This window comes from Agromyces solani (genome assembly GCF_058349925.1).
In genome coordinates this window covers 369,189-386,438 of record NZ_JBYRER010000003.1, presented here as the reverse complement: position 1 = coordinate 386,438, position 17,250 = coordinate 369,189, and the positions used below count along the sequence as shown (strand labels likewise).

13 protein-coding genes are annotated in these 17,250 nt (G+C 72.9%); 7 read left to right on the top strand and 6 right to left on the bottom strand.

Annotated elements, in window-relative coordinates:
• Window positions 1–123 precede the first annotated feature (123 nt).
• Entirely contained in the window at window positions 124–936 is an 813-nt protein-coding gene (locus AC3RJ7_RS14205) for a M15 family metallopeptidase (protein ID WP_491456499.1), read from the top strand.
• Window positions 936–2,273, top strand: coding sequence for an MFS transporter (locus AC3RJ7_RS14200; RefSeq protein ID WP_491456498.1), 1,338 nt, complete (start codon window positions 936–938; stop codon window positions 2,271–2,273). The genes AC3RJ7_RS14205 and AC3RJ7_RS14200 overlap by 1 nt, the downstream gene beginning before the upstream one ends.
• On the opposite strand, the gene AC3RJ7_RS14195 is transcribed toward AC3RJ7_RS14200, so the two are convergent.
• Together AC3RJ7_RS14195 and AC3RJ7_RS14190 are read right to left on the bottom strand one after the other, a co-directional pair.
• On the bottom strand, window positions 2,242–3,252 hold the full coding sequence (locus AC3RJ7_RS14195) for a DUF1648 domain-containing protein (protein WP_491456497.1): 1,011 nt from the start codon (window positions 3,250–3,252) through the stop codon (window positions 2,242–2,244). The genes AC3RJ7_RS14200 and AC3RJ7_RS14195 overlap by 32 nt on opposite strands.
• The gene (locus AC3RJ7_RS14190) at window positions 3,249–3,599 is read right to left on the bottom strand and encodes a GntR family transcriptional regulator (RefSeq protein ID WP_491456496.1); all 351 of its coding nucleotides are present in this window, start codon (window positions 3,597–3,599) and stop codon (window positions 3,249–3,251) included. Before AC3RJ7_RS14190 ends, AC3RJ7_RS14195 begins: the two co-directional genes overlap by 4 nt.
• Before the next feature lie 216 nt (window positions 3,600–3,815).
• Here AC3RJ7_RS14190 and AC3RJ7_RS14185 point away from each other — a divergent pair, with 216 nt between their 5' ends.
• The gene (locus AC3RJ7_RS14185) at window positions 3,816–5,336 is read left to right on the top strand and encodes an amidase domain-containing protein (RefSeq protein ID WP_491456495.1); all 1,521 of its coding nucleotides are present in this window, start codon (window positions 3,816–3,818) and stop codon (window positions 5,334–5,336) included.
• 12 nt (window positions 5,337–5,348) lie between these two features.
• On the opposite strand, the gene pgm is transcribed toward AC3RJ7_RS14185, so the two are convergent.
• Both pgm and AC3RJ7_RS14175 read right to left on the bottom strand, forming a co-directional pair.
• The gene (pgm, locus tag AC3RJ7_RS14180) at window positions 5,349–6,977 is read right to left on the bottom strand and encodes a phosphoglucomutase (alpha-D-glucose-1,6-bisphosphate-dependent) (RefSeq protein WP_491456494.1); all 1,629 of its coding nucleotides are present in this window, start codon (window positions 6,975–6,977) and stop codon (window positions 5,349–5,351) included.
• A 95-nt stretch (window positions 6,978–7,072) separates the two neighbouring features.
• Window positions 7,073–8,341, bottom strand: coding sequence for a DUF445 domain-containing protein (locus AC3RJ7_RS14175; protein WP_491456493.1), 1,269 nt, complete (start codon window positions 8,339–8,341; stop codon window positions 7,073–7,075).
• Window positions 8,342–8,389: 48 nt separating this feature from the next.
• Here AC3RJ7_RS14175 and pheA point away from each other — a divergent pair, with 48 nt between their 5' ends.
• Both pheA and AC3RJ7_RS14165 read left to right on the top strand, forming a co-directional pair.
• On the top strand, window positions 8,390–9,352 hold the full coding sequence (pheA, locus tag AC3RJ7_RS14170; protein WP_491456492.1) for a prephenate dehydratase: 963 nt from the start codon (window positions 8,390–8,392) through the stop codon (window positions 9,350–9,352).
• 31 nt (window positions 9,353–9,383) lie between these two features.
• Window positions 9,384–10,388: a hypothetical protein gene (locus AC3RJ7_RS14165; RefSeq protein WP_491456491.1), complete on the top strand. Its 1,005-nt coding sequence runs from the start codon at window positions 9,384–9,386 to the stop codon at window positions 10,386–10,388.
• A gap of 36 nt (window positions 10,389–10,424) precedes the next feature.
• Here the strand turns inward: AC3RJ7_RS14165 and AC3RJ7_RS14160 are convergent, their stop codons facing one another.
• On the bottom strand, window positions 10,425–11,648 hold the full coding sequence (locus AC3RJ7_RS14160; RefSeq protein ID WP_491456490.1) for an ROK family protein: 1,224 nt from the start codon (window positions 11,646–11,648) through the stop codon (window positions 10,425–10,427).
• Window positions 11,649–11,778: 130 nt separating this feature from the next.
• Between AC3RJ7_RS14160 and AC3RJ7_RS14155 the strand changes: the two genes are divergently transcribed.
• Complete coding sequence (locus AC3RJ7_RS14155) at window positions 11,779–14,517, top strand: alpha-N-acetylglucosaminidase TIM-barrel domain-containing protein (RefSeq protein WP_491456489.1); 2,739 nt, start codon at window positions 11,779–11,781, stop codon at window positions 14,515–14,517.
• 114 nt (window positions 14,518–14,631) lie between these two features.
• The gene (locus tag AC3RJ7_RS14150) at window positions 14,632–16,218 is read left to right on the top strand and encodes an MFS transporter (RefSeq protein WP_491456488.1); all 1,587 of its coding nucleotides are present in this window, start codon (window positions 14,632–14,634) and stop codon (window positions 16,216–16,218) included.
• 1 nt (window position 16,219) lies between these two features.
• Here the strand turns inward: AC3RJ7_RS14150 and AC3RJ7_RS14145 are convergent, their stop codons facing one another.
• Window positions 16,220–17,227, bottom strand: coding sequence for a diacylglycerol/lipid kinase family protein (locus AC3RJ7_RS14145; RefSeq protein ID WP_491456487.1), 1,008 nt, complete (start codon window positions 17,225–17,227; stop codon window positions 16,220–16,222).
• Window positions 17,228–17,250: the final 23 nt, after the last annotated feature.

Below are 17,250 nucleotides of genomic sequence, written 5' to 3'. Positions count from 1 at the left end.
GGTGCAGCGTGAGAGCGCTCTCACGATTCGAGCAGTGAGGCTATAGCAGTATCGGCGGACGTGTCAAGAGAGCGCTCTCACACCTGCTGCACGACCCCCGGCGCCGGCGCGTAGACTCGGCTGGTGTCCGATCCCGCAGATCTTCCCGCCGTCAGCGAGGCGGCGCAGCGACGGCGAATGACCGTGGCGCTCGTGCTCATCGCGATCCTCGTGGCGGTCAGCGTCGTGGTGGTGGGCGCGGTCGCCGGCGGCGATACGGGCGCCGGTGCCGCCGAGGGAGACGGGGCCGGGGCATCCGCCTCGGCGACCCCCACGCCTCGACCCGCCCCGCCGACCGCCGCACCGCCCGCGACGGTCGACACGTTCGACCGCACGGCGCACTCGCTCGACGACCCCGCGAGCATCTGGGTCGTCGTCAACCGGCAGCGTGCGCTGAACCCCGAGGACTACGTCCCGGCCGACCTCGTCGAGGTGCCGGTCGCCCACACCTGGGTGCCCGAGCTCCGGCAGGAGGCATCCGACGCCGCCGTCGCGATGTTCGCCGCCGCGGCCGACGAGGCCGACCTCTACCTGGCCTCCAACAGCGCGTACCGCAGCTACGACACCCAGGTCGAGCTCTACGGCGACGGCAGCGATCCGACGACCGCGCCGCCCGGGCACTCCGAGCACCAGACCGGGCTCGCGATGGACATCGGTGCCGAGTGGGGCTGCAGCTTCGAGTGCATGGACGACTCCGCCGAGGGCGAATGGGTCCGGGCGAACGCGTGGCGGTTCGGGTTCATCCTGCGATACCCGGCCGACAAGGTCGAGGTGACGGGCTACCCGCACGAGTCGTGGCACTTCCGCTACGTCGGCGTGCCGCTCGCGACCGAGATGCACGAGAAGGGCATCACGACGCTCGAGGAGTTCTTCGGCGTGCCGGGCGGCGGCGCCTGATGGGCGATGCGCCGAGCACACCCGAGCCGGCGACGGCCCGGGTGAAGCCGGTGCCGCATCGGGGGCTCTCGCTCACGGTGCTCATCGTCAACCAGCTGCTCGCCGGCGTCGGCGTCGCGTCGGGCATCGCGGTCGCGGCCCTCCTCGTGGACGAGCTCACCGGCGTGGTCGCACTCGCCGGGTTCGCCCAGTCGTCGAGCGTGCTCGGCGCCGCGGTCGCGGCGATCCCGCTCGCGAAGCTCGCCGTCGGGCGCGGGCGTCACGTCGCGCTCGCGACGGGTTACGCGCTCGGATGCCTCGGCGCCGTGCTCGTCATCGTCGCCGCCGTCAGCGGGTTCGTGCCGCTCGTCTTCCTCGGCCTCATGGCGTTCGGCGCCGGCACCGCCGCCGGGCTGCAGGCGCGGTTCGCCGCGACCGAGGTCGCGGCGCCCGGGTTCGAGGCCCGCTCGATGTCGCTCGTGCTCTGGGCGACCACGCTCGGCTCGGTCGCGGGGCCGCTGCTGTCCGACCTCGGCGACACGGTCGGGCAGACGCTCGGGCTGCCGGCGCTCGTCGGCCCGTTCCTGTTCTCGGGGGCGGCCTTCGCGTTCTCGGCGCTGCTCGTCGCGGCGCTCCTGCGCCTGCCGCAGGCCGGTCGGCTCGCCAGCGAGGCCGGCGCCGAGGCATCCCCGCAGCCGGAGGCGGCCGACGGTGCCGCAGGGCCCGGGAGACCGGTCGGATCCTGGCAGGCGATGCGCATCGCGGCGCGCAACCCGCGTGCCCTCTTCGCGATCCTCGCGATCGTCTGCTCGCACACCGTCATGGTCGGGGTCATGGTCATGACGCCCGTGCACATGATGGCGCACGGGCTCTCGCTGACCGCGGTCGGCATCGTGCTCAGCATCCACATCCTCGGGATGTACGGGGCGAGCCCGATCGTCGGCTGGCTCGCCGACCGGATCGGCTCCGAGCGGGTGATCGTCATCGGCGTCGGCGTGCTCGTGGCTGCGACGCTGATCGGCATCCTCGCGCCGGCCGACGACATGCTGCTCGTGCCGCTCGCGCTCGGCCTGCTCGGGCTCGGCTGGTCGTGCGGGCTCATCGGCGGCTCGACCCTCGTGACCGACGCGGTCGACTCGTCGATCCGGGTCCCGTTGCAGGGTGCGACCGACGCGGCGATGAACCTGTCGGCGGCGATCGCGGCCGCCCTCAGCGGCTTCGTGCTCGGCCTCGGCGGGTTCGCCGGCGTGTGCCTCGTCGGCATGCTCGTGCTCCTGCCGCTCGTCGTCGCCGGCCTCCGGGCGCGGGCCCGGGCTCGGAGCGGCGTCAGCCCCGAGCCCCGCGAACCCGCGAGCTGAGGGCCTCGAGCAGCGCCGCCGCCGTCGCGGCGTCGTCGACGGTCACGGTGAACCGGCGGCCGTCGCGGCGGGTGACCTGCAGCGCCTCGCCGGCGCGCAGCACGATGCCGAACGACCCGTTCGGCGCCAGCCGCACGCCCCAGCCGCCGAAGTCCGCGGTCGGGTTCACGGTCGTGACCGCGACCGACGCCACGTCGTCGAGCGGCACCGCGAACCTCGGCACGCCGACCGTCGAGCCGACGGTGAGTCCCCGCTCGTCGACGCGCACCCGGAACACGAAGGTCGTCACGGCGAGCAGCACGAGCAGCGCGGTCACGCCGAGCATCACCCACCACACCGGGGAACCGGTGGCGGCGACGACGACGGTGCCGAGGGCGAGCGCGACGATGCTCGCGACGATGGCGACCATCGCGGCGCGGGACATCGTGGCCGTGCTCACCCAGACGGCGCGCTCGCCGGGGGCGAGGTGCAGCGCCTCGACCGACCGGATCGGCGCGGGCGCGGTCGTGACGTTCGGCTGCGCGAACCAACCCGCCGCACCCGCTGCGAGGCCGGTGAGCGCGGCCACGAGGAACGGCAGGCCGATGCCCGGTGCATCGTGCGGGTCGTCGAGGCCGCGCTGCAGGCCGAAGGACCAGGTCATCCCGACGGCGATGAGCACGGTGGTGCCGAGCGAGGCGGCGCCGAGCAGTCGCATCATCGGGCCCCAGTGGCCGTCGCGCGTGCTCGTGAGCATGATCGTCGTGAACAACGCGGTGAGGCCGAGCCCCAGCACGGCGGTGCCGAGCGGCACGGTCCAGGCCGGGGCGAACGCGTCGGGTTCGCCGGTGCCGCTCCAGTGCGTCGCGACGGTGGGCGGCACGTCGGGCAGCCAGGCGAGCATGAGCGCGACGGCGACGAGCGTCACCGTGGCCGGGACGGCGCAGCCCACCAGGAGGTAGCGTCGGCGGGCGGTCCGGACGTCGTCGGATGCGGTCATCGGTAGGTCTCCTTCACGAGGGCGGCGAGTGTGTCGGGGGAGAGCCCGAGCTCTCGGGCGCGTGCGACGAGGGCCGCGACATCGTGGTGCAGTCGTGCGAGCGGTTCGACGGCTTCGGTGACCACGGCGCCGCGACCACGGCGCATGTCGACGAGGCCCTCGTCGCGCAGCGACTGGTAGGCCCGCAGCACGGTGTGGAGGTTGACGCCGAGGGAAGCGGCGACCTCGCGGGCCGACGGCAGCTTGTCGCCCGGGCGCAGGCGCCCCGCGGCGGCATCGGCCCGCACCGACGCGGCCACCTGCGCGAAGATCGGCGTCTCGCTCGCGGGATCGACGCGGATCAGCACGATGACCCCTCCTTCATAACTGTTCTATGAATATTAGAACAGTTGGGGGCGTTCCGACGCAAGCCGCGTGCAGCGGCTTGGGAGAACGCTCTCACCGTCCTCCCAGAGTTCGGGAGGGTTCCTCACAAACTCGCGTGATGAGGTTTCGTGTCCCCCGAAACGCCGACCGGAACCCATCCCGTGTTCAAACGAATCTCCAAGGCTCCGCCTGCCCCCATGCCGCACCGCCGGCGCGCGACGTTCCGCGCACCGGCGGCGATCGACCCCGCACTCCTCGCCGACGGCGCGGAGACGACGGCCGACGGCACCGGCGAAGCCGCGTTCGAGCAGGCGGTGGAACCGGTCGGCACCCGGGAGGACTCGGCCGAGCCCGATACGGCCGAGCCCTCCCGCCCCGCGAAGGCGCGCCGCGGCTTCGTCGCGAAGCGCGACCGCGACGGCTCGGCCGCAAGCGCCGCGTCCCCCGACGCCTCGACGGCCGCGGAAGAGGCTCCCGACGCCGGGACGCCGCAGGGCCCGGGTTCCGTTCCCCGCAACCCGGGCCCGCCGGTGTCCCGTCGCCCGCTCGACGACCCGAGCGAGCCGACCTCGACCGACTCCGCCGCGCCCGCCGCGCCCGCCGCGCCCGCCGCGCCCGCCGGGAAGGCGGGCGAGGCCGCCCCTGGCGCCGACCCGTCCGACCGTCATCCTCGGCACCGCGCCGACCACGCCCGCAACCGGCGTCGGTCGAGCGGGGTGCGCCGGCTCGTCGCGCTCGGCGCGACGACCGCGCTCTTCGGCGTGACCGCGTTCGGCGCCGTCGCCTCGGCGATCGCGCCAGGCGGTGCGGCCTCTGCGACGGCCGCGAGCGGCGCCGGGCACGCGACGGGCGCCCGCGCCGGCTCTCCCGAGGCGGCGTCCGCCCTCGACGAGATCGTCGCGACGGCCGCTGCGAAGGAGGGCCCCACGATCACGAGCGGCCTGTCGACCGCCTCCGCCCCCTTCACGGGCGGAACGCAGGTGACCGTGACCGGCGAGGGTCTCGACCAGGTCGGCGGCGTGACGGTCGCGGGCGCCGAGGCGAAGATCGTCGCCGCCGACGAGGGCACGGTGACGTTCGCGGTGCCGGCGACGTCGGCCGACTCGCTCGGCGGCGCCGAGGTGAGCTTCTCCGACGCCGCGGGCAACCCCGTCCCCGTCGAGCCGCCCGCCGCGTCGGCGGTCGCGGGCGTCGATGCCCCGTCGACGAACGAGGTGACGACGGCGCTCACCCTGAACTACACGACCGACCCCCGCATCGACGCCCAGGTCGACTACGTGCTCGCCCATTGGAGCAGCTACAACACCGACGCGTACCCCGTCCTGAGCGGGGTCGACTGCGCGAACTTCACCAGCCAGTCGCTCGTCGCCCGTGGCTGGAAGATGGACGACGGCTGGTACTACGACCGCGCCACGGGCGCGATGTCGCCGAGCTGGGGAAGCTCGACGGCGCTCCGCGACTACCTGCTGGGGCAGCCGGGTCGGGCGACGCCGCTCGACGACTCCCAGCGCGGCCTCGTCAAGGTCGGCGACATCGCCCAGTTCGACTGGGATGACTCGGGCGACCGCGACCACACCGCCGTCGTGACCCGGGTCGAGCACTCGGGCGCGTCGACCCGCATCTGGGTCGGCGGGCACACGAAGGACGCCGACTACTGGGACGTCGACGAGGCGCTCGCCTCGGGCGGCGGCTCGGTCACCTATTTCTCGCTGAAGTAGCCCGCCGGGGCGTCAGCCGCCGAGCGCGCCGTCGACGATGCGCTTCGCCTCGGCCTGCACGAGGCGCAGGTGCTCGGGACCCTTGAACGACTCGGCGTAGATCTTGTACACGTCCTCGGTGCCGCTCGGCCGTGCCGCGAACCACGCGTCGGCCGTCTCGACCTTGACGCCGCCGATGGCGGCGTCGTTGCCGGGCGCCTTCGACAGCTTCGCCGTGACGGGATCGCCCGCGAGCTCGGTCGCGGCGATCGCGTCGCCGTCGAGCTTGCCGAGCGCGGCCTTCTGCTCGGCGTTCGCCGAGGCATCCACGCGCTCGTAGGCGGGGTCGCCGAAGCGCGACACCAGCTCGCCGTACAGCTCGGACGGGGACTTGCCGGTCACGGCGCGGATCTCGGCGGCGAGCAGGCAGAGCAGGATGCCGTCCTTGTCGGTCGTCCACACGGTGCCGTCGAAGCGCAGGAACGACGCGCCCGCGCTCTCCTCTCCGCCGAACCCGACCGAGCCGTCGACGAGCCCGGGCACGAACCACTTGAAGCCGACCGGCACCTCCCAGAGGCGGCGCCCGAGCGACGCGGCGACCCGGTCGATCATCGAGCTCGACACCAGCGTCTTCCCGATCGCCGCGTCGTCGCGCCAGCCGGGGCGGTGCGCGAAGAGGTACTCGATCGCGACCGCGAGGTAGTGGTTGGGGTTCATGAGCCCGCCGTCGGGGGTCACGATGCCGTGCCGGTCGGCGTCGGCGTCGTTGCCCGTGAGCAGGTCGTACTCGCCGGCCCTGGCGACGACCGAGGCCATCGCGTTGCGGCTCGACGGGTCCATGCGGATCTTGCCGTCCCAGTCGAGGGTCATGAACGACCACGTCGGGTCGACGCGCTCGTTCACGACGGTGAGGTCGAGTCCGTAGCGGTCGCGGATCGCGGCCCAGTAGTGCACCGAGGCGCCGCCGAGCGGGTCGGCGCCGATGCGGATCCCCGAGTCGCGGATCGCCTCCATGTCGATGACGTTCGCGAGGTCGTCGACGTAGGCGCCCCGGAAGTCGTAGGTCTCGACGCCGCTCGGCTCGGCCTGGTTCACCCCGCGCAGGCCGTCGGCGATGAGCTCGTTCGCGCGGGCGGCGATCCACGCGGTCGCGTCGCTGTCGGCGGGGCCCCCGTGCGGCGGATTGTACTTGAAGCCGCCGTCCTGCGGCGGGTTGTGCGACGGCGTGATGACGATGCCGTCGGCCTCGCCCTCCGCGCGCCTGGCGGGGTCGTTGTTCCAGGTGAGGATGGCGTGCGAGAGGGCCGGCGTCGGCACGTAGTCGTCGAACTCGTCGACGAGCACCCGGACCTCGTTGCCGACGAGCACGTCGAGCGCGGTCGTCTGGGCGGGGGCGCTCAGCGCGTGCGTGTCGGAGCCGATGAAGAGCGGGCCGGTGATGCCCTGCGACGCCCGGTACTCGACGATCGCCTGCGTCGTCGCGAGGATGTGGTGCTCGTTGAAGCTCGTCGTGAGCGACGACCCGCGGTGGCCCGACGTGCCGAACGCGACGCGCTGCCCGGGCACCGAGGGGTCGGGCTTCAGCTCGTAGTACGCCCTGACGAGGGCCTCCACGTCGATGAGGTCGGACTCGATGGCCGGGGTTCCCGCTCGCTCGTGCATGCCCACAAGTCTGGCACCGTGCCCGGCATGCCGACAGGTGCGTTACGGGGGCGCATCTCCGCAACGGAGGACGGACGCGCGCGGATGCCCTCTGGTCACGCCACGATCGCGTGCACGGCCGTCGCGACCGAGTAGATCGCGAGGCCCGCGAGCGCTCCGACGACCGTGCCGTTGATGCGGATGAACTGCAGGTCGCGCCCCACCTGCAGCTCGAGCTTCTCCGTCGTCTCGCGCGGATCCCACCGCTCGACGGTCTCCGTGATGACGCCGGCGATCTCGTGCCGGTAGTTGCGCACGACGTAGGCCGCGGCATCCGTCACCCAGTCGTCGACCTTCGCGGCGAGCGCCTCGTCGGTCGCGAGCCGCGTGCCCACCTCCGTGATCGCGGCGCGCAGCCCCGTGCGCAGTTCGCTCGAGGGGTCGGCCAGCCCGTCGACGAGGGTCGCCTTGACGGCACCCCAGGTCTCGCTCGCGAACTCGCGCACCCGTGGGCTCGCGAGCAGGTCGGCCTTGAGCCGCTCGACGCGCGCGATCATCGCGGGGTCGTGCTGCAGGTCGTCGGCGAGCTCCGCGAGGTAGCGGTCGATCGCGAGCCGCAGGGGGTGCGCGTCGTCGGCGCGCACGGCGCGCACGAACGCGAGCACCTCGCGGTGGGCGCGGTCGTCGACGAGGCGGTCGACGAACCCGGGCATCCAGCGCGGCAACCGGTCGGAGACCATCCGCCCGAACGCCTCGGGGTGCGTCTCCAACCAGGACGACGCCTTCTCGAGCACGGCGTCGACGGCCGCGCGCTGCTGGTCGGCCGCGACGAGCTGCGCCCCGATCCGGCCGATCGCGGGCCCCCACTCGGGTTCGAACAGGTGGCGGCGGGCGAGCCGCTCGATGACGTCCTCCACATCGTCGTCGCCGAGCATCGTGAGCACGCCGCGGGCGGCGACCGAGGCCTCGGCCGCGACCCGCTCGGCGTTCGCGGGGTCGGCGAGCCACCCGCCGACGCGGCGCGCGATGCCGATCGAGCGCAGCTTGCCGAGCACGACCTCGTCGGAGAGGAACTCGTGCTCGACGAACGCCCCGAGGGTCGCACCGATCTCGTCCTTGCGTCGCGGGATGATCGCGGTGTGCGGGATCGGGATGCCGAGCGGATGCCGGAACAGCGCCGTGACGGCGAACCAGTCGGCGATCGCGCCGACCATCGCGCCCTCGGCGGCCGCGCGCACGTAGCCCATCCACGCGATCTCGTCCTGCAGCGAGAACGACACCGCGAAGACGACGGCCGCGACGACGAGCAGGCTCGTCGCGACCCGCTTCATGCGGCGCAGCGCGGCCAGCCGCTCGGCGTCGCTCGGCAGTGCCCTGGTGTCCACGTCCGCAGTATTTCAGGCCGGTCGCGCGCCGCTCGTTAGGCTTGGCGCATGACGACGGATGCCTCGGCGACGCCCCCTGACGAGACGTACTCGTACCTCGGGCCGGCGGGCACGTTCACCGAGGCGGCGCTGAAGCAGGTGCCCGAGGCGCACGGGAGGCACTGGCGCCCGGTGAACAACGTGGGCGAGGCGCTCGCCGACGTCGTCGAGGGCCGCTCGGTCGCCGCGATGATCGCGATCGAGAACTCGATCGACGGCGGCGTGACCGCCACGCAGGACGCCCTGGCCACCGTGCCGGGCCTGCGCATCATCGGCGAGTACCTCGTGCCGGTGAACTTCGTGCTCGTCGCCCGGCCCGGCACCGCGCTCGCCGACGTCCGCGTCGTGAACGCCCACCCCGTCGCGTACGCCCAGTCGCGCGGATGGCTCGAGCGCGAGCTGCCCGACCACGGCCACATCCCGGCGACGAGCAACGTGCAGGCCGCGGCATCCCTGTTCGAATCGGCTCAGGCCGATGCGGCCGTCGCGCCGCCCGGCATCACCGAGCACCTCGACGTCGACGTGCTCGCGCGCGACATCGGCGACAACCCGAACGCGGTGACCCGCTTCGTGCTCGTGAGCCGTTCGCGCGCGCTGCCCGCGCCGACCGGCGCCGACAAGACGAGCCTCATCGTCGAGCTGCCCGACGACGAGCCGGGCGCCCTGCTCGCCATGCTCGAGCAGTTCTCGACCCGGGGCGTCAACCTCTCGCTCATCCAGTCGCGGCCGATCGGCGACGCGCTCGGCCGGTACCGCTTCGTGATCGACCTCGAGGGGCACGTCGAGGACGAGCGGGTCGCCGACGCGCTGCTGGGCCTCCGGCGCTACTCGCCGAAGGTGATCTTCCTCGGCTCGTACCCGCGCGCCGACCGGCGTGAGGTCGAGTACCACTCGAAGTACGATGACGAGATCTTCATCGAGGCCCGCGACTGGCTGCGCGGACTCTTGAGCGGCGAACCCGACGGCGCCTGACGGCGACGCGGGCTCACGAAGGGGGTCGACGATGACCGGGGCACGTGAGGGCATCGACCCGCGCTACGACGCGCGGTACCAGCGCGGCTACGACGGGCACGGGGCGGATGCCTCGGCCGAGACTCCCGCGCGGGCTGCCGACCCCGTGCCGTCGGTGCCGGTGCCGGTGCCGTCACCGACGCCGGCACCGACCGCGGCGGTGGAGGCCGACCGCCGCGCGGCCGAGGCGCGATCGCGGCCGGCCGAGCCCGACGAGGCGTTCGACCTCTTCGGGCTGCTCGAGCCGGAGCCCGACGACGAGCGGGACGACGCGGAGTTCGACGACGACCCCGCGGAGGTCGACGCCGCCGACGAGGACGATGAGGAGCCTTCCCGGCCCGCCCCGGCGGGCGCGGGCGCACCCGCCGGCCATGCCGATCCCGAGCCCGAACCGGCATCCGCTCAGCTCGACCGGCGAACGTGGGCGTGGCTCGCCGCCGGCTGGGCGTTCACCGGAGCCGTCATCGCCGTCGGCGTCTGGCTGACCTGGATCGTGAACGCGGACGTCAGCTGGTACGTGGCCGCGGGGCCCGCGGCGGAAGACCTCGGCATGCAACTGCTGCGCACCCTGGGCTGGTCGCTCGCGCCCTCGCTGCTGATGGCGGGCGGTGTCGGGATGGTCGTCGTCACGGTCGTCGCGGCCCGCCTCTCGGAGCGGACCGCGTGGCGGCCGGGCTTCGCGGGGGCGTTCGCGCGCCCCGCGGCATGGTGGGCGCTCGTCGCCGTCGCGGCCGCCGGGCTGATCGCGATGCCCGGCCTCATCGCCGCGATCCACGAGTACACCGTGCTGAGCTCCGGCGCCGGCATCATCGTCGACGACACGGGCGCCGACAATGTGCAGCAGGCGCAGCTCGACGCCATGGCGAGGGGGCAGTTCGCGCAGGCGATCGTGAGCCCACTCACGCTCACGACCGTCGCGGCGGTGGTCGCCGTCGTGTCGCTCGAGGCGCGTCGTTCGCTCCGGCGGTCGAACGACCGCCCTGCCCCCGCCGGCTGAGACATCACGACGCCGAGCGCCGGGGCGGGTGCGGCCTCAGCGGGCTGCGCCCCCCATCACCGCGCGGGCGTCGGGGCCGAGCCCCCCGTCGAGCGCCGATCGCCACGCCGACTGCACGGCGGCGGTGACCGCGCCGCGCACGACCGTGTTCTCGGCGAACGGTGAGAGGCGGACCTCGATCGGGTCCGCCCCGCGCGCGGTGAGGCGCCGCTCGAGGGCGGCGGTGAGCACGTCGCCGCCGCGGGCGATGCCGCCCGTGACGTACACGCGGTGCAGGTCGAGCGCGAGCAGGATCGGCGTGAGCGCCCGAGCCGCGACGTCGGCGAGCAGGTCGACGATCTCGGTCGCCGCGCGTTCGCCGTCGTTCGCCCGTTCGAACACGTGCGCGGCGGCGGCCTCGGGGCCGAGCTCGGAGGCGAGCCGGGTGAACGGGTCGCGAGCGGCGACGAGGCGGGCGACCTCGTCGATGCGCTCTGCGCCCACCACGGCCTCGAGTGGGGCGCGCTCGCCGCTCCACGGGTCGGTCACCATCAGGCCGCCGATCTCGCCCGCCGCCCCGAGCGGGCCGCGGTAGAGGCGGCGCTCGAGCACGAGGCCGGCGCCGAGCCGTTCGCCCCATTGCACCGTGAGGAACGAGGGCGGGCAGTCGTCGAGCTCCGACATGGCGAGCGCCGCGAGGTTCGCGTCGTTGTCGAGTTCGACGGCGGCACCGAATCCTCGGCCGAGCTCGCGCGTCAGGTCGAGGTCGGTCCAGGCGTCGATTCCGCGGATGACGCGCACGCGACCGCCCGCCCGGTCGATCATGCCGACACTCGCGATCGACACCGCCGAGATTCCGCCGCGAGCGAGCCCTGCGGAGCCGAGCGCGCGATCGACGGTGGCGCTGACGAGCCGCAGGAGCTCCCGCCCGTCGCGCAGTTCGTGGAGGGCGTTCGCCTCGGCGAGCACGGTGCCCGAGGCATCGGCGACCTCCGCGACGACGCGGTGCAGGCCGATGTCGACGCCGAGCACGTGGAAGCGCCCTGCGGCGACCGTGAAGCGCGCCGCGGGACGCCCGAGCGATTCGACCGGGTCGTGCCGCACGAGCCAGCCGTCGGCGTCGAGCTCCTCGATGATCGTGGCGACCGTCGAACGCGTGAGCCCGGTGCGCTCGGCGACCTCGACGATGCGCACGGGCGCCGTGGCCGCGCGCAGCTCGTCGAGGACGCGGGCGGTGTTGTAGCGCTTGAGTCGTGCCGTGCCGACGATCGGGTCGTTCATGGGGCTCCGTTCCGGCGTCAGTTTAACCGAGACTTTACGTTAAGACCTTGCTTAAGCCTCGGACCTCTGGTTGGGTCGGGATGGCGGCGCGCGATCGCGCGCCGGAGAACCACCGGCGAAAGGCCCGACGATGCACCCAACGCCCAGACGACGAGCGGCCCTGGCTCCGCTCGCGACGATCGCGACCGCACTCCTGCTGACGACGGGCACCGCCGTCGGCGCGAGCGCCGAGCCGCCCGAGCGCACCGCGAATCTCAACGTGCCGCCCCAGACCGCCGCCGGCCTCGAGCCCGCGCGCGAGGCCGTCGAGCGGCTCCTCGGCGAGGCATCCGACGGGTTCGACCTCGCGACGCTCGTAGCGGCCGACGGTGCCGACCGCTACGAGATCACCTCGAAGCGCAACCACGTTCGCGTGGCGGCGACCGACTCGGCGACCGCGATCGCGGGCGTCAACGCCTACCTCGGCACGATCGGCCAGTCGGTGTCGTGGAACGTGCGCAACCTCGATCCCGAAGCCGCGCTGCCGCTGCCGACCGAGCCGATCTCGGCGACCGCGAACGTGTCGCACCGCTTCTACGGCAACGACACCGAAGACGGCTACACCGGTGCCTATCGGACGTGGGAGGAATGGGAGCGCGAGATCGACGAGCTCGCCGCCCTCGGTTTCAACGAGGTGTTCATGCCCGTCGGGTCCGAGGCGGTCTACGCCGAGGTGCTGCAGCAGTTCGGGTACTCGGCCGAGGAGGCACGGGCGTGGATCCCGCTGCCCGGGCACCAGCCGTGGTGGCTCCTGCAGAACATGTCGAGCTACCCCGCGGGTACGAGCGAGGCGCTGCTCGAGGAGCGCACCGAGCTCGGCCGCAAGATCGCCGACCGCCTGCGCGAGCTCGACATGACGCCCGTGCTCCCCGGCTACTTCGGCACCGTGCCGACCGACTTCGGCGACCGCAACGCCGACGCCCGCGTCGAGCCGCAGGGCGGCTGGGTCGGCTTCCAGCGCCCGGGATGGCTCGACCCGAACTCGGCCGTGTTCCCGGCCGTCGCCGACGCGTTCTACGAGGCATCCGAAGCGAAGCTCGGCACGTCCGGCGCCTACAAGATGGACGTGCTGCACGAGGGCGGCCGTCGCGGCTCGGTCGACGTGCCCGCGGCCACGCGGGCGATCGAGACCGCCCTCCAGACGGCGCGGCCCGGCGCGACGTGGGTGCTGCTCGGCTGGCAGAACAACCCGCCGGCGGATGTCGCGGCGGCGGTGAACCCCGAGACGACGTTCATCGTCGACGGCCTGTCGGACCGCTTCGCGCGCGGCGACCTCGAGGCGAAGTGGAGCGGCGTGCCGTACGCCTTCGGCACGATCTGGAACTACGGCGGGCACACGACGATGGGCGCCGAGCTCGTGAAGTGGAACGACACGTTCGACGACTGGCTGAACCGCGACGGCAGCCGCGTCGACGGCATCGCGGCGCTGCCCGAGGGCGGCCTCAACAACCCCGCCGCGATCGACTTCTTCGCCGGCCTCGCCTGGCGCGACGGCCCCGTCGACGTGAACGCGTGGTTCGACGCCTGGACCGAGCGTCGCTACGGCATCGACGACCCCGAGCTGAAGGCGGCCTGGCGCATCCTCGCCGAGACCGCGTACACGCTGCCCGACAACGAGGGATTCGCCGAGGCGCACGACGGCCTCTACGGGGCTCGTCCCTCGCTCTCGGCGAGCCACGGCGCGACCTGGTCGCCGGGCAACCTCTCGTACGACCCCGACCGCTTCGCCGAGGCGCTCGACCACCTGCTCGCCGCGGCACCCGCCGCGGGTGAGAACGCGAGCTACCGCTACGACCTCATGGATGTCGCGCGCCAGGTGACCTCGAACACCTCGAGGGTGCTGCTGCCGCAGCTGCAGCAGGCGTACGGCATGCGCGACCGCGCCGCCTTCACGCAGCTCAGCGAGGAGTGGCTCGAGAACATGGACCTGCTCGACGAGATCGTCGCGACCCAGCCGCAGATGCTGCTCGGCCGGTGGATCGCCGATGCCCGGGCCACCGGAGCCGACGCCGCCGAGGCCGACCGGCTCGAGTTCGACGCGCGCTCGCTCATCACGACGTGGGGTCACCGCGACGCGGTGAACGCGGGGCTCAACGACTACGCGAACCGCGAGTGGCAGGGCCTCGTCGGCACGTACTACAAGGACCGCTGGGAGCGCTTCTTCGCGAGCATCCAGACGTCGTTCGACACCGGCAAGGCGCCCGCCTCGATCGACTGGTACGCCGTCGGCGCCGAGTTCACCGGCTCGACCGACACGTCGGCCTTCCTCACCGACCCCGAGGGCGACATCGTGGAGCTCGCCGCGCACGCCGTCGAGGCGCACGACGCGACGGTGCCCGACGTGCCGGAGCCGCCGGCGGCGGGTGAGCACTTCCTCTCCGACCTGCCGTTCGCGACGGTTTCGCTCAACCCCACCTACGGGCCGATCGAGCGCGACACCGAGATCGGCGAGGCGGCGTACGGCGACGGCAAGCCCATTCGGCTCGCGGGCGTCGAGTACGCGAAGGGCCTCGGCGTGAACTCGCCGACGACGATCGGGTTCAACCTGGGCGGGCAGTGCACGGCGTTCGAGGCGGTCGTCGGCATCGACGACATCATGAACAAGGCGGGTTCGACGGCCAACGTCATCTTCCGGGTCGTTGCCGACGGCGAGGTGCGCTACGACAGCGGCGCGATGACGAAGGGCCTCGCGGCCGAAGCGTCGGTCGACGTCACCGACGTCGAGCGGCTCGAGCTCGTCGTCGACCCCAACGCGGCCGCTTCGCCCGCCGGCCAGGCCGAGTGGTACGACCGCGCCGACTGGGCCGACGCGACGGTCACCTGCGGCTGACGACGGCGTCACCGCGGGGCGGGATCGGTCGAACCGGCCGATCCCGCCCTCGTCGGTCGCGGCTCACCGTAGGGGGCTCTACCGGCCGGGCGCACGCGTGTGGTTGCATGAGCCATGGACTCGAACGACGCGCCCTCCGAGGTGAAGTTCAACGGCAGGCTCGCGCTCCTGCTCGCGATGGCGATGTTCGTGCTCGTCGTCGACACGTCGCTCATGAACGTGTCGATCTCGGCGGTCGTGAAGGATCTCGACACGACCGTGAGCGGCGTGCAGAGCGCGATCGCGCTCGAGGCGCTCGTCTCGGCGGCGTTCATCCTCATCGGCGGCAAGACGGGCGACCTCATCGGGCGCAAGCTCGCGTACATCCTGGGCCTGCTCGGTTACGCGATCGGTGCGATCGCGATGGTCCTCGCGCAGGACCTCATCGCGATCATCATCTTCTGGGCCGTCATCGGCGGCATCGGCGCCTCGCTGCTGCTGCCGGCGATGCAGTCGCTCATCCACGGCAACTTCGAGGGCGCCCATCAGAAGCGGGTCTACGCGCTCGTCGGGGCGTCGGCCGCGATCGCCGCGGCCGTCGGACCGCTCCTCGGCGGGTTCATCACGACGTTCCTGTCGTGGCGGGTGGGCTTCGCCCTCGAGGCGCTCATCATCGCGATCGTGCTCGCGGGGATCGGGCTCGTCAAGGACGTGCCGTACACCGGCGACCGATCGATCGACCTCGTCGGCGCGCTGCTCTCGATCGTCGGCATGGGCGGGGTCGTCACGGGCATCCTCGTGTGGCAGGAGGGCGGCGGCTACGTCGGCCTCATCATCGGCATCGGCGTGCTCGGCCTCGGCCTCCTCGTCTTCTGGCTGCGGGGCCGCAAGCGTGCGGGCAAGCCCGTGCTGCTCGACCCGGCACTGTTCGAATCGAAGATGTTCCGCACCGGGGCGAGCGGCCAGCTGCTGCAGCAGATCGCGCTCGGCGGCACGATGATCGTGCTGCCGATCTACCTGCAGATGGTGTTCGAGTACAACGCGCTGCAGGCGGGCCTCTCGATCGCGCCGCTCTCGCTCAGCATGTTCGTCGTCGCGCTGCTCGCCGGGCGGGGCCTCAAGCGGCGGCCCGCGACGATCATCCTCACGGGGTTCGCGCTCGTCGTGGTGGGCGTCGGCGTGATCGTGCCGATCGTGCCCATCGCCGACTCGGGCTGGTACCTCACGATTCCGCTCGTCGTCGCCGGCAGCGGGCTCGGGTTCCTGGTCTCGCAGCTCAACAACTACACGCTCTCGCCGATCTCCGACGAGCGGGTGAGCGAGGCGGCCGGCGTCAACTCGGCGGCGGGGTCGTTCGGCCTCTCGTTCGGCCTCGCCTTCGCGGGCGCGATCATGCTCGCGACCCTCGCGTTCACCTTCACCGCGAGCGCCGAGTCGAGCTCGGTGCTGAGCGCCGAGGAGGCTCAGCAGGTCTCGACCGTGCTCGAGGAGGACGCCGAGATCATGAGCGACACGGGGCTCGCCGAGCTGCTCGTCGACCAGCCGCCCGCGGTGCAGGAGGAGATCCTGCGCATCAACACCGACTCGCGCGACATCGCCCTGCAGGTCGCGCTGCTCGTGCCGATCCTCGCGGGCCTGCTCGGCGTCCTGAACGCGTTCCGCATGCGCCGGCTGCCCGACCCGAACCCCTCGGCGTCGACCGAGGGCTCGATGCTCGGCTGACTCAGCGCGGCACGCGCACCGTGAGCGACGCCGGATCGACCTCGAACCGTGCCGCGACGACGGAGCCGAACTCGTCGCCGTCGATCTCGAACTCCTGCGGGCCGCCCTCGATGACGAGGTCGACCGTGCGCCCGCGCGAGTACGCGACGACCTGCCGGCGGTTGCCGCCCGTGAGGTCGAGCACCTGGCGGCCGATCGCGGTCTTGCGCATGACCCGGTTCTCCCAGGCGATCACGCGCCACACGAACAGCCAGCCGAAGAGGTTGCGCGGCTGCAGCCGGACGACGTCGAGACGCCCGTCGTCGAGCTCGGCGTCGGGGATGAGCTCGAGGTTGCCGGGCAGGTAGCCGAGATTCGCGACGAGGATGCTCGACACCCTCGACCGGTGGTGCCGCCCGCCGTCGAGCCGGTGCACGACGCGGAACGGCTCCGAGTTCGGCAGCGCTCGCAGCCCGGCGTCGACGTAGGCGAGCCAGCCGACCCGCTTCTTGAGGTCGGGGTTCGTGTTCGCGATCATCGTCGCGTCGATGCCGATGCCGGCCATCACGAGCGACGCGTGCGCCTCGGTCGTGCCGTCGGGCCGCCGTACGCGGGCGATGAGCACGTCGACCGCCCGGTCGAGGCCGGCGAACGCGAGCACGACGGCGTCGTCGACGTCGTTCACCGGGATGTCGAGGTTGCGCGCGAACAGGTTGCCCGTGCCGAGCGGCACGATGCCCATCGGCACGCCCGTGCCGCGCAGGCCCGCCGCGACCGATCGAACGGTGCCGTCGCCGCCCGCCGCGATCACGAGGTCGACGCCGGCGTCGACCGCCTCGCGAGCCATGCCCTTGCCCGGGTCGTCCTGTGTCGTGTCGATCCACAGCGAGGGGGCGAAGCCCTGCCGCTCCTCCGCCCGTGCGACGGCGGCCCGGAGGGCGTCGACGCCCGACTTCGTGGGGTTGCTGATCACCGCCGCGCGCGGGCGCGGCTCCGAGGCATCCGCCGGGTTCTCGTGGTGGGCCGTCACCCTGCCAACGGTACGGCACGCGC

Excerpts from the sequence above, each read along its gene's own strand:
- AC3RJ7_RS14195 (WP_491456497.1), bottom strand. The coding sequence starts at position 3,252 with ATGACCGCATCCGACGACGTCCGGACCGCCCGCCGACGCTACCTCCTG.
- pheA (WP_491456492.1), top strand. The coding sequence starts at position 8,390 with ATGACGACGGATGCCTCGGCGACGCCCCCTGACGAGACGTACTCGTAC.
- AC3RJ7_RS14165 (WP_491456491.1), top strand. The coding sequence starts at position 9,384 with ATGACCGGGGCACGTGAGGGCATCGACCCGCGCTACGACGCGCGGTAC.
- AC3RJ7_RS14185 (WP_491456495.1), top strand. The coding sequence starts at position 3,816 with ATGCCGCACCGCCGGCGCGCGACGTTCCGCGCACCGGCGGCGATCGAC.
- AC3RJ7_RS14155 (WP_491456489.1), top strand. The coding sequence starts at position 11,779 with ATGCACCCAACGCCCAGACGACGAGCGGCCCTGGCTCCGCTCGCGACG.
- AC3RJ7_RS14160 (WP_491456490.1), bottom strand. The coding sequence starts at position 11,648 with ATGAACGACCCGATCGTCGGCACGGCACGACTCAAGCGCTACAACACC.
- AC3RJ7_RS14150 (WP_491456488.1), top strand. The coding sequence starts at position 14,632 with ATGGACTCGAACGACGCGCCCTCCGAGGTGAAGTTCAACGGCAGGCTC.
- AC3RJ7_RS14200 (WP_491456498.1), top strand. The coding sequence starts at position 936 with ATGGGCGATGCGCCGAGCACACCCGAGCCGGCGACGGCCCGGGTGAAG.
- pgm (WP_491456494.1), bottom strand. The coding sequence starts at position 6,977 with ATGCACGAGCGAGCGGGAACCCCGGCCATCGAGTCCGACCTCATCGAC.